The organism is Streptomyces sp. NPDC088400 (genome assembly GCF_044753355.1).
Classification (GTDB): domain Bacteria; phylum Actinomycetota; class Actinomycetes; order Streptomycetales; family Streptomycetaceae; genus Streptomyces.
The window spans coordinates 86133-98840 of record NZ_JBIVMZ010000014.1 but is presented as its reverse complement, the minus strand read 5'-3'; the positions used below and the strand labels follow the sequence as shown (position 1 = coordinate 98840).

General features: G+C 71.8%; 8 protein-coding genes. 3 read left to right on the top strand and 5 right to left on the bottom strand.

Annotated elements, in window-relative coordinates; genetic code table 11:
* Positions 1-176: 176 nt before the first annotated feature.
* Positions 177-2753, bottom strand: coding sequence for an ABC transporter permease (locus tag ACIQD6_RS29415; protein ID WP_401888118.1), 2577 nt, complete (start codon positions 2751-2753; stop codon positions 177-179).
* Entirely contained in the window at positions 2750-3538 is a 789-nt protein-coding gene (locus ACIQD6_RS29410; protein ID WP_401888115.1) for an ABC transporter ATP-binding protein, read from the bottom strand. Before ACIQD6_RS29410 ends, ACIQD6_RS29415 begins: the two co-directional genes overlap by 4 nt.
* Positions 3539-3968: 430 nt before the next feature.
* On the opposite strand from ACIQD6_RS29410, the gene ACIQD6_RS29405 reads away from it, so the two are divergent.
* Positions 3969-5783: an MFS transporter gene (locus ACIQD6_RS29405; RefSeq protein WP_401888112.1), complete on the top strand. Its 1815-nt coding sequence runs from the start codon at positions 3969-3971 to the stop codon at positions 5781-5783.
* Positions 5784-6306: 523 nt separating this feature from the next.
* Here ACIQD6_RS29405 and ACIQD6_RS29400 read toward each other — a convergent pair.
* From ACIQD6_RS29400 to ACIQD6_RS29390, 3 genes are all read right to left on the bottom strand, one after another.
* A complete protein-coding gene (locus ACIQD6_RS29400; protein ID WP_401888110.1) occupies positions 6307-7197 on the bottom strand; it encodes a cellulose-binding protein in 891 nt (296 codons plus the stop codon).
* 256 nt (positions 7198-7453) lie between these two features.
* Positions 7454-10129, bottom strand: a complete 2676-nt coding sequence (locus ACIQD6_RS29395; RefSeq protein ID WP_401888108.1) for an SUKH-4 family immunity protein — start codon at positions 10127-10129, stop codon at positions 7454-7456.
* Between the two features lie 5 nt (positions 10130-10134).
* Positions 10135-11112 (bottom strand): SMI1/KNR4 family protein, encoded by a 978-nt coding sequence (locus ACIQD6_RS29390; RefSeq protein WP_401888105.1) that lies wholly within the window; start codon positions 11110-11112, stop codon positions 10135-10137.
* A gap of 535 nt (positions 11113-11647) precedes the next feature.
* Here ACIQD6_RS29390 and ACIQD6_RS29385 point away from each other — a divergent pair.
* Both ACIQD6_RS29385 and ACIQD6_RS29380 read left to right on the top strand, forming a co-directional pair.
* Positions 11648-12148 carry a YwqJ-related putative deaminase gene (locus tag ACIQD6_RS29385; RefSeq protein WP_401888103.1) on the top strand — a complete coding sequence of 167 codons (501 nt, stop codon included), beginning with the start codon at positions 11648-11650 and terminating at the stop codon, positions 12146-12148.
* Positions 12149-12150: 2 nt separating this feature from the next.
* Entirely contained in the window at positions 12151-12639 is a 489-nt protein-coding gene (locus ACIQD6_RS29380; RefSeq protein WP_401888101.1) for an SUKH-3 domain-containing protein, read from the top strand.
* Positions 12640-12708: the final 69 nt, after the last annotated feature.

The following is a 12708-nucleotide window of genomic DNA, read 5'->3' as shown; positions in this document are numbered from 1 at the left end:
GACACCCGGGGCCGGAGCGCACAGCCGGACCCGGCACCCGCCACCCCCGTATGCCCTGGGCTCCCGCCCCGGTACGCCCAGGCTCCTGTACCGGAATTCCCGTGACGTGGGAATTCCGGTACGGGGGATTCGTACGGGGGGTTCGCCCACGACGCGATCACCACGCGGCCCGCCCCCTACTCGGTGGCGATCGCGTTCAGGACGTTCATCCGGCCCGCCCGGAACGCCGGGACCAGCGCGGCGAAGAGTCCGACGAACGCCGAGGCCACGAAGACCCCCGCGATCGTCGGCCACGGTATCTCCAGGACGCCGAGGCCCTCCAGCGCCAGCAGCTTCTGGGCCGCCGTGCCCCAGCCCATGCCCAGACCGAGGCCCAGCAGGGCGCCGAAGAGGGCGATGACCACCGATTCCAGCCGGATCATGCGGCGCAGCTGGCGACGGGAGAGGCCGATCGCCCGCAGCAGACCGATCTCGCGGGTACGCTCCACCACCGACAGCGCCAGGGTGTTCACCACGCCCAGCACCGCGACGATGATCGCGAGAGCCAGCAGGCCGTAGACGATGTTGAGCAGCTGGCCTATCTGGTCCTTGAGGTCCTGCTTGTAGTCGGTCTGGTTCTGCACCTTGTACTGCGGGTACGCGGCGAGCGAATCCTTGAGGCCTTCGTACGCCTCCTTCTCCTTGCCGTCCTCGGCCGCCGCGAACAGGAACATGTTCTTGGGCATCCTGTCGGCGGGGATGTACCGCGCGGCGGTCGTGATGTTGGTGTACATCGCGCCCTTGTCGACATTCCCGTCGTCCGAGGTGATGGCCGCGACCTTCAGCTCGGCGGTCCTGCCACCCGTGAAGGCGACCGTCATCTCGTCGCCGACCTTGACGCCGTGCTCGGTGGCGTAGTCGCTGCCGACCGACATGGCGTTCTTCCCGTACGCCGCGGACAGTTCACCCGCGACGGTCTCGCGGCGCAGATCCCGCGTGTAACTGGGGTCGGCGGCGACGATCCCGTCGGCCTCGGTCCGTCCGTCGGGGGCGGTCAGCCTGGCGTCGACCCACTTGTATTCGGTGACGTGCGTCAGATCCGGCGCCTTCTCCATCGCCGCCTGCGCCTGCGGCATGATCGGCCGGCCGGTGCCGGACTGGACGATGAAGTCCGCGCCCACCGTCCGGTCGAGCTCGTCGGTGGCCGAGGCGACCATCGAGGAGCCGACCACCGACAGACAGGCCACCAGCGCGAGCCCGATCATCAGGGCGGCGCCGGTCGCTCCCGTACGCCGCGGGTTGCGCAGCGCGTTGCGCTCGGCCAGCCGGCCCACGGGGCCGAACATCCGCAGGAGGACCGCGCCGAGCGCCCGTACCAGACCGCCCGCGAGCAGCGGGCCGATCACGACGAACCCGATGAGTGTGCAGACCACGCCCACCCCGAGGAACAGCGAGCCCTCGCCCGCCTCGTCGGCCCGCGCCGACATGAGGAGCGCGGCGCCGCCGGCGCCCGTCAGAAGCAGTCCGACGATCGCCCTGATCCGTCCGGCCCGCCCGTCGGCGGGCGTGCCGGCGTCGCGCAGCGCGGCCATCGGGGAGATCTTCCCGGCCCGCCGGGCGGGAACGTACGCGGCGAGGACGGTGACCACGACGCCGAGCACCAGACCGAGCACCGGTGTCGTCCACTTGACCGTCAGGTCCTGGGTGGACAGCTCCATGCCTATCGAGGACATGATGTTCATCAGCCCGATCGCGAGCCCGACCCCGGCGGCGACCCCGGCCACCGAGCCGAAGATCCCCAGCAGCACGGCCTCCACCAGCACCGAACGGTTGACCTGCCGGCGGCTGGAGCCGAGCGCCCGCATCAGTCCGATTTCCCGGGTCCGCTGGGCGACCAGCATCGAGAAGGTGTTGACGATCAGGAAGATGCCGACGAGGAAGGCGATCCCGGCGAAGCCGAGCATCGCGTACTTCATCACGTCGAGGAACGAGCCGACGTCCGAGCGGTTCGCGTCCGCGGCTTCCTGCCGCGTCTGGAGCTTGTACGTACCGCCACCGAGCGCGGTGGCCACGTCCCGCTTGAGCCGCGTGTCGCTGACACCCTCGTCGGCCGTGACATTGAGCTGGGTGAACCGGCCCGTGCCGCCGAGCAGTTCACGCTGCGCGGTCGGGGTGTCGAGGAAGACGACGGCCGCGCCGGGGTTGGTGACGGTGAACGCGGCGATACCGGAGATCTTCGCCGTGAAGTCGCCCGTGACCGCGATGGTGCGCAACTCGTCGCCGATCGACAGGTGATGCTTCTCGGCGGTGTCGGCGTCGACCATCACCTCGGTGGGGCCGCGCGGCGCGTGGCCGGAGGCGATCTCCATCGAACGGAGGTCGTTACGCGTCCAGTTGCCGGCGATCGTCGGGGCCCCGTTGGTCCCGCCCATGTCCTTGTCGTCGGCGTTGACGACGGTCACGCTCATACTGCTGACCGCGCCCTCGACGGACTTCACGCCGTCCGCCTTCCGCACCGTCTCGACGACGGAGGCGGGCAGCGTCTCGGGCTTGCCGGTCTGCGTGGTCTCGCCGCCGTCCTTGGCCGTCTTGGGCGCGACCGTGACATCGGCGGAGGTCGCGGCGAAGAGCTTGTCGAACGTCGTGTTCATCGTGTCGGTGAAAACGAGCGTTCCACAGACGAAGGCCACCGAGAGCAGGACCGCGACGGCGGAGAGCGCCATCCGTCCCTTGTGCGCGAGGAAGTTGCGCATCGATGTCTTGAGCACGGTCACGAGGTCCGCCCCCGCGCGTCGAAGTCCTTCATACGGTCGAGCACGGCTTCGGCCGTCGGCCGGAACATCTCGTCCACGATCCTGCCGTCCGCGAGATACAGCACGCGGTCCGCGTAGGAGGCGGCGACCGGGTCGTGCGTGACCATCACGATCGTCTGGCCCAGCTCGTCGACGGACCGGCGCAGGAAGCCCAGCACCTCGGCGCCGGCGCGCGAGTCCAGGTTCCCGGTCGGCTCGTCACCGAAGATGATCTCGGGCCGCGCGGCGAGCGCCCTGGCCACCGCGACACGCTGCTGCTGGCCGCCCGACAGCTGCGTCGGCCGGTGCTTCAGCCGGTCGGCGAGGCCCACCGTCTCCACCACCCGCCGCAGCCACGGGCCGTCCGGCTCACGGCCGGCGATGTCCATGGGAAGCGTGATGTTCTCCAGGGCGCTGAGCGTCGGCAGCAGGTTGAACGCCTGGAAAATAAAACCGATCCGGTCCCGGCGCAGCTGGGTGAGACGCTTGTCCTTGAGCTTCGTCATCTCCGTCTCGTCGAGGTGGATCTCGCCCGATGTCACGGTGTCCAGTCCCGCGAGGCAGTGCATCAGCGTCGACTTGCCCGAACCGGACGGCCCCATGATCGCGGTGAACCGCCCCCGGTCGATGTCCACATCGACGTGGTCGAGCGCGACGACCCGGGTCTCCCCCGAGCCGTACGCCTTGACGACCTGCCGCGCTCGCGCCGCGACGGCCGTACGCCCTCCAGTACCCCCGTGCCTGGGGATGGTTACAGCCGTTGTCACGGTATGTCTCCTAAGTCGGTCAACAGATCGGCAAGGCCGACCGCCGGTGAGGTCGGTTCACCGGTGTCATGTGATGCCGTCGGGTGCGCTCCGAGTCCGGGCGCGCTCTGAGTCTGCGGGATCCAGGAGGCCCGGCGCGCTGGTGCACAGCGCCGTCTTCGCCTGGGGTTTCCCCCACCCCCGTGATGCGGCGTTCCCCCGTCCCGCGTCTCCCGGATCCCTGAGACCAACTTAAGGAACCGCGGCGGCCGTCACGTCCTCCACCGGGACGAATGCCCCCTGGACAGAAGTAAGGAGATCCCCCTAAGGGGTCTCCGCCCAGAGAGGGAGATACAGGTGGGGGCCACGGGCCCCGGCCTGCACCCTCCCGTCGCGGCGGGTGTCGGTGAGAGGGTGTCCCCGGCAGATACGTGCATAGGGAAGGGATCCCGTGAGCAGCCCCGGCGGCAGTGGCGAGGACACCGGACGTACCGAAGCGATACCCGAGGCCCCGGGGGCGGCTCCGGCCCAGGTGCCGGAGCCGGAGCTGCCCCCGGGGCCGGGCGAGTCCGGGGGCGGCAACAGCCGCGAGCCCGGGGGCGGGAAGGGCATCGAGCCCGGAGGCGGACGTGGCAACAGCCGCGAGCCCGGAGGCGGGAAGAGCCGCGAGCGCGGGCGCGGCCCGGTCGTCGCCGCGCTGATGCTCGGCATGGCGCTCGCCGCGCTGGACGGCACCATCGTCTCCACGGCCGTCCCCCAGATCGTCGGTGACCTCGGCGGATTCTCCGTCTTCTCCTGGCTGTTCTCCGGCTACCTGCTCGCCGTGACCGTCACCCTCCCCGTGTACGGGAAGCTCTCCGACACCTTCGGCCGCAAGCCAGTCCTGATCGCCGGCATCATCCTCTTCCTCATCGGCTCGCTGCTCTGCGCGACCGCCTGGAACATGGCCTCCCTGATCGCCTTCCGCGTCGTCCAGGGCCTGGGCGGCGGCGCGCTCCAGGGCACGGTGCAGGTCATCGCCGCCGACCTCTACCCCCTCAAGGAACGCCCCAAGATCCAGGCCAAGTTGTCGACGGTCTGGGCCACCTCGTCCGTCGCGGGCCCCGCCCTCGGCGGCCTGCTCGCGGGATACGCGGACTGGCGCTGGATCTTCCTGATCAACCTGCCGGTCGGCCTGATCGCCCTGTGGCTGGTGGTCAAATACCTCCGCGACCCGGGCCGTACGGCGCAGGCGCCCCGCGACGGAGTGGGCAGTACGGGCAGCGGTACGGTCCGGGCGCCGCGCGGCAGTAGCCGTACGGCGCGGACGGCCCACGACGGAGCCGACCGTACGGTCCGGGCGCCCCGTACCCATATCGACTGGGCGGGCGCGCTCGCCGTGTTCGCCACCGGAACGCTCCTGCTCACCGCCCTCGTCCAGGGCGGCGTCGCCTGGCCCTGGCTCTCCGCACCCTCCTTCGCCTTCCTCGGCGCGAGCGCGGTCCTGGCCGCCGTCACGGTCGTCATCGAACGACGAGCGGCGGAGCCGATCATCCCGGGCTGGGTCTGGCGCCGCCGCACGATCGCCGCCGTCAACCTCGCGCTCGGCGCGCTCGGACTGCTGATGGTCGCCCCGACGGTCTTCCTCCCGACCTACGCCCAGTCCGTGCTCGGCCTCGGCCCGATCGCCGCCGGCTTCGTCCTGTCCGCGATGACACTGACCTGGCCGGTCAGCGCGGCCTTCTCCAACCGCGTCTACAACCGCATCGGCTTCCGCCGCACCGCGATCACCGGCATCTCCCTCGCCCTCGCGGTACTGCTCGCCTTCCCCCTGCTCCCGTACCCGGGACAGGCCTGGCAGCCGGCCCTGATCATGCTGCTGCTCGGCGGTGCGCTCGGGCTCTTCCAACTCCCCCTGATCATCGGGGTCCAGTCGACCGTCGGCTGGTCGGAACGGGGCACGGCGACCGCGTCCATACTCTTCTGCCGTCAGGTCGGACAGAGCGTAGGAGCGGCGGTGTTCGGCGCGGTCGCCAACGGAATCATCGCCGCACGACTGACCGACCCGCCGACCCCGGGACTCCCCGACGACCTGGACTCGGTCTCCCGCGCCCTGGAGAACCCGACCGCCCTCAGCGCGGAGGCGACGGACTACCTGCGCCGCGCGGTGGACGCGGCGGTGGACCACGTCTACCTGGGCGCGGCGTGCGCGGCGGGCATCGCACTGCTGGTGCTCATCTTCGTGGCGCCGCGCCGCTTTCCGGTACTCCCGGAGAAGAACGACTAGTCGGGGTGCGGGTGCGGTGCGGTTTGCGGTGAGTGCGGGTGCCGGGGCCTCCGGAGGCGCATGTCCGGACTGCATGATTTACGGCGCGTGCGGGTTTGTTGTCAGAGTGCGGGCTGAGTAGCGCCACAAATCACGCTCCACGTCCGGACACGTCACCTCCTGCGACCCCGACCCCCTCCCGCCGGTTCCCCGCCTGCACCCCGGTGGGGGCGAGGGGGGGGCCGTCGCCCCGGCGGGGCGAGGGGGGGGCCGTCGCCCCGGCGCGGGAGGGGTAGTTGGTGACGGGCGGTGAAGGGGGCCGCGCAGGGGTCGTGTCCGGAACGTAAAGCGTGATTTGTGCCGCTCACGAGCCGTCACACGAAGAACAAAGCCGCACGCGGCGTAAATCATGCAGTGCAGGACATGCCCCCGGAGCGGCACCCGGCAACAACCCGCACACGAACCACCGCACCGCCACCACAACGCACCCGCACCCGCACCCCGCCACGCCACGCCGGACGGCACACCGCCGGGAGACGAACCGTCACCCCTCCGCCGCCGCCCGCCCCGTCAGTGCCACCAGGCTGTTCTGCACCCGCGTCATGTGCGCCTGCATCTCCTCCCGGGCCTCCGCGTGCTCCCCCAGCACCCGCTCCGTCTCCCGCGCCATCCCCTCCGCCCGCGCCCGCGCCTGCGCGCCCAGTTCGGCCGCCTTCGCCTGCGCGTCCTCCTGGCAGCGTCGCGCCCGCTCCCCCGCCTCGGAGAACACCCGCTGCGCGTCGACGAGCCGCGCCTCCGCGTACGCGGCGAGTTCGGCCTGCTCGACCTCCAACGCGGCTTCACGGTCGGCGAATTCGCGGTTCATCACAGCCAGCCGTTCGGCCTGTTCCTGCTCCAGGTCGTCGATCACGTCCTGGGTGCGCCGTCGCACTTCCTTCAGTACGACAAGCTCCTCCCCACGCCGCTCCTTGATTCCGCGCCGCGCCTCGATCCGCTGTTCCTCGGCCACGCCGCGTGCCGCGTCCAGGACCTCCTGGGCGTGCGCCTCCGCCTCCGCCCGTACGGCGTCGGCCTGTTCGACCGCCGCCTCGTGCACCCTGCGGGCCGTTGCCTCCGCCGCGTCGAGCAGCGCCTGGCACTCCGCGCGCGCTCCGGCCCGTACCGCCTCGTCCTCCTCCACCGTGATGGCCAGGATCCGCTGGGCTCGCGGGCCGAGCGTCGCGTACGTCTGCGGTACGAGAGCCGCCACCCGCTCCCGGAGCCGCTCCGCCTCGCCCTCCATCTGCTTGGCGAGAACAGTGAGTCGCGCCGCGCGTTCCCAGAGGTCGTCGCGCTGGCGGCACAGCACGGAGACCCGAAGGTCGACCTGTTCGGGACGGTAGCCACGACCTCGTACGGACACAAAGCCATGAGCCGACAACGGTTCAGCACCCATCCTTGAAGCCCCTCTCCGACACATAACGCCATTCGACGCAATCCTGCTGGATCGAAGCGAAATGCCCATAACACGACACTCCGCCCAACCATGTTGGTCAAGAATGCGTCACGGAACGTAAGTAGCCGCAACTTTCCGCAGAAAAGGGGCAGGACGGCCGTACGGAAATGACCGAGGCGCCCACCGCGTCTCGCGGGGGCGCCTCGTCATCCGTACATACCGCCGGGCGGCGTTCAGCCGTTCAGGAGGCCGTGGTTCACAGCAGGCCGTCCCACATCTGCTCCAGCAGCACCGACCACCAGCTCTCCGGCGACGACAGCGCCGCCGGGTCGAGCGCGGCCAGCTGCGCCTGGAAGTCGACGGTCCAGCGGCCCGCCTGCTCCGGGGTGAGACCGAAGCGCAACCGCCACATCCGCCCCAGCAGCGCCAGCGAACGCGTGAACTCCGGCAGCCCCGTGTTCACGAACTGCGGCGGCACCGACTGCCCGCCGGGACCCGCCTCCACCGATACGGCCATGATGTGCGCCGTACCGTACTGGACGCAGATCGCACGGCCGAAGTCACTGCCCATCACCAGATACGAACCCGCGTCGGCGGCCGGCTGCACCTGCCGCTGCGCCGCCAGTTCGGCCAGGGTCGGCACCACCGGCTGAGCCGGCTGAGCCCAGAAGAAGGGACCGAAGTCGGCCGGCAGACCCGCCCACACCAGCGTGCGCGCCACCAGCTCCGGCACGCCCTGACGGGACACCGCCCGCTGGTCGAACCGGCAGATGCCCTGCGGTCCGAACGCCCCGGTCAGCTCGTGCGCGATCCCCTCCGGAGGTATCGGCGGCGCGGGCGCCAGCTGCGGCAGCGCCGCACGGACCGGCGCGGGCCGCGCGGGCCCGTCCGCGACCTGGTGCAACTCGCCCTGGTGGGTGAGCAGATGCTGCATGCCCTGCTGCCGGCTGGCATGGTCCTGACCGTACGGGGCGACGCTGGTGATCCGTACCTGCGGCCAGGTCTCCCGGATCATCCGCGCGCAGTAACCGCCGGGCAGCTCGCACGACTCCAGCTCCGTGTGCAGTTCGAGCACCTGCTGCGGCGGCACGTTCATCGCGCGCAGCTCGTGCAGGATCTGCCACTCGGGGTGCGGAGTTCCGGGCGCCGAGCGGCGGATGAGCTGAGCCTCGGAGCCGTCGGGCGCGCGGTAACGCAGCACGGCCTGGTAGCCGGGGCCGACGGTCGGCAGACCGGACGGCTGCTGCGGATAGCCGTACGCCTGCGGCGGCGGTGCCGGTACGGGGCCGGGAGCGCCCGGCGGCATGCCGGGCGGACCAGGCTGACCAGGAGGACCGGGAGGCTGCGGGGCCAACGGCGGCATCGGTCCGACCCCCGGACCGGCCAGCATGGTCGCGGCATGGTGCACCCCGCCCGGAGGCGTCCCGCCGGGCGGGCCCGGAGGCTGCGGCGCACCGGGCGGCATACCAGGAGGACCGGGAGGCTGCGGCGCACCGGGAGGACCGGGCGGCTGCGGCGCGCCCGGCGGCATACCGGGCGGACCGGGAGGCTGCGGAGGCCGGCCGAGCTGGCTCGGATCCGCGAACATCGTCGCCGCATGATGCACGCCACCCGGAGGCGTGCCGTGCGGCACGCCAGGAGGGCCGGGCGGACCAGGCGGGCCCGGAGGCTGCGGCGGGCCGGGAGGACCGGGGGGCCGGGGCCCCTCGGGGCCGAGCTGCGGGGCCAGTTGCGTCGGCAGATATCCGCCCGCCGGGGCACCGGGCGTACCCGGCCCCGACGGCGGCGGAGTCGCGCCTTCCGGCCGCGCGCCCGGAACACCGGGCGGGCTGGGCGGCGGCGGAGTCGTCGAACCACTGCCGCGCGCACCCGTCGGCGACACGCGTGCCTTTCCGGTCTCGGCATCGGCGATGTCAGCGGCGGAACCCGGGCCAGGACCCGAGCCAGGACCGGAACCGGAACTGAAGCCGGCACTGGAGTCGGAACCGGGCTGCCGCTCGCCCAGCGCCGGAGCGAACGCCGTACGCGGCAGCTGGCTGCCACCCGACATCAGCGCGGTCGGCGCGTCGGCGCCCACGCCGGGCGGTGGGGTGTCCTCGTCGTCCGCCCCGGAGAGCGGCGGCGCGAAGACCGTCGCCGGCAGGGGTACGGAACCGTCCTCCGCCGAGGCGGACGGGGCGTTCGTGTCGGTCCCGGCCCAGGGCGTGGCCCCGACCGGCGTTCCGGCCGGTGTGCTCGAATTCGAGGCGGGAACACCGTCGTTGGCGGTGGGATCGTAGTCCCGGTCACCACCGCCGGCCCCCGGACCGGGCCAGGCGGAGCCGCCCTGCGAGGCGCCGCCGCCGGCCCCCGTACCCGAACCCGTACTGACGTCCGCGTCCGCGTTCGTGCCAAGGCCGTAACCGGCCGAGGACGAACCGCCCGAGGACGAACCGGCCGGCACGGCTGCGTCCGCACCGCCCGAGGACGAAGCCCCCGAGGACGAAGCCGACGGCGAAGCCTGCGAAGACGCCGCCGACGAAGCCGAGGCCCCCGGCGTCTCCGGCGTCCGCCGGTCCGGGATGCCTATCTTGTCCGCCGCCTCCTGAAGCCACTCCGGCGGCGTCAACAGGAACGACGTCTGATTCAGATCGATCCGCGCCGGCGGCTCCGGCGCGGGCGCCGCCGCGTCGGGCGCCCCGTAATCCTCCTCGTACCGCCGGATCACCTCGCCCACCGGCAGCCCCGGCCACAAGGTGGCCTCACCACTGTCCCTGGCGATCACCAGCCGCTGCCGGCCGCCGTCCGACGTCGGACCGCCCTCACGGTCCTCCGCCCACGCCACGAAACCCAGCTCGAACTCCCGTACCCGCACCTCACGATGCTGGTAGCCCGGCAGATCCCCGTTGACCCAGTCTTCCGCGCGCTCCTGCGCCTGTGCGAAGGTCACCATCGCGCTCACCCCTCCACCGGGACGGCGCGCGCGAAGCCGCCGTCGACCATCAGGTTCGCCACGGTCTCCAACTCCGGCGGACTGCCCGCCAGCCGCAGCAGAAAAGCGTCGAAGTCGTCACCGCAGGGCAGCAACAGCCGCTCCACGCGCTCCTGCACGCTCCACCCGTCCTGATCCCTGGCATCGTCGTACGCGCAGAACCAGACCGACCCGATCCGGTCGCCCTTGACCTTCACCGCGACGATGCCGCCCTGGGCGAAGCCGACGGCCAGATAGTCCTTGGTCAGGTGGTCCCGCAGGCACTTGTTGACGTACACCAGGTCATTGACCGCGGCCTCGTCCCGCACCGTGAAGAACGGCTGATCCACCAGCAGACCCAGCTGGGCATCCAGCGCCGCGCCCACCGGCGCGCAGCCGCCCGCCGCCTTCAGGAACGAGCGGTACGCGCCCGGCAACCGGTAACCGAGATCCTCCTCGACCCCCAGCACCTGCTCCTCGGTGACCGATATCGCGCCCTTCGGCAGCCCGAAGTGCACCGGCCGGGTCTCCTGAAGCGGACGCGTGCCCCGCTTGCCGTGGTCCACCGGCGTCGTCGCCAGACCGCCGTGATGCCGCAACAGCGCCTTCACCTCGACGGGCACCAGCACCATCCGGCGCGAAGCCGGCAGATGGTGCCAGGTCCAGCCGTGCGGAGTGGTCACCGGGGGGATCGTGTCCCACAACTCGTGGCCCGCGGCGTGCAGCGCGGCATTGGCCGACACGTAGTCCGTGAGCCGCAACTCGTCCACGCCGAACCCCTCCGGGGGCTCCGCGATCTCCGCGGCGGCACGCGCGTACGGCGCGAAGTCCGGATAGCCGTCAGCGTCCACCCGTACACCTCTGGGGTGACGGGCGGCCCGGACCGGATCCGGGAAGTGCACGACCTGCCCGGCATAGGCCGCGTTCGGTGGCGCGGCTTGCTGCCCGAGCCGACCTGTCGTCATGGCGTTTGCCCCCTGCTGCTTCCGGCTGGTTCCACAGCCCTGGTTCAGCACAGCCTATGCGGTGGGGCAAGAGCGGATCGGACGCTCCTCCCCGTTACCGTCCGACACATCCACTACCGTCCGACACATCCGCCCCACCCCCGCGCGACGCATCCGCACCGCCCCCGCCCGACGCATCCGCACCAGCCCGTCCCGGCACCTCCGCACCGTCCCGGTCCGGCACCTCCGGCGACACCTCCGACCGGCCATCCGGGCTCACTCCCCCCGCACGCCGGTCATCTGCTCCCGCCCACGCCCCCAACGCACCGGGACCGCACACCCCACCCTGTCCGCGTCACATCCCCGCCACGCCTTGCCGTGACCAACGGTCACACCCGCGTGACCCAGCGCCGACGCCACGCCACGATCCACGCCCCAGCTTCCCCACAGCCCGTCACATTTGGCAGGCTGTCCACCCAAACACGGGGCGTGGCACCAGTCACGGGGGCATGAACCAGCGGCTGCCCGCCGCAGGCATGGGGAGGGGACAGCACACATGCAGACCGCACCGACCGACGCTTCCGGCGACCCGCGCCTGAGGTGGAGCAGCACCGAGGCACACCGTCCACCCGCACTCCACCGACGCCGCGACGGCATCCTGCCCGCCGTCGCCGCCGCACTCTCCGTACGCGGCCAGAACCTCACCTGCACCGCGGGCAAGGCCGACCAGCCACCCGCCCTCCACCCCCTCGTACAGGACTTCCTGGACACCCTCACCAGCGGTCAGCGCGAACGTTTCACCGGCCGCTGCCCCGAAGTGATCCTGATCTCCCGCCACCTCACCGCCGCCGACGCCGCCCGCTCCAAACGGGCCAGACGAAAACCCATGACCCACGGCGAAGCCCGCCGCTCCCTCAAACAGTCCAAACTGACCGCCCGCCGCATCCGCGAGGACGGCGACCCCCTGCACGGCAGCTACGCCCCGCCCTGCCGCTCCTGCACGGCACTGCTCGCCCACTTCGGCGTACGCCCCGTCGACCCGACCGAGAACGGCTGAGCATGTCCGACCACCACTCCACCCGGTTCCCCGCCCCCGTCGACACCGCCCTGCGCGAGGCCGGCTGGCAACCCGGACGCTGGGTCATAAGCCAGGCCGAGGAGTGGGCCGACTTCCTGCGCGCGCACATCACCCCCGCCGGCCACCGGCTCACGGTCTGCGCCGCCGCCGTCGAGGCCTGGGCGGAATTCGGCGGACTGCGCATCACCGCACCCGGCCCCGGCCGGCAGATCGCCCCGGCCACCCTGCGGATCGACCCCACGGCCGGCATCCATCTCGCCCGTACGCTCGCGGACCTCGGCCGGTCCCTGGACACCGAGATCAGCCCGCTCGGCGAGGAGGGCGACGGCCAGGCGATCCTCGCGATGGACGCCACAGGCCGCGTCTTCAGCATCGACCACACCGGTGACTGGTACCTGGGACCGGACATCGACCAGGCACTCGGCACCCTCATCACGGGCATGGAACCGGCACGCCTCACCTCGGCCTGAGAGCCCACGGCCCACGGCCGACGACCCGCCGCTCACGGCTCACCTCTCGCCGCTCACGCCTCACAGCTC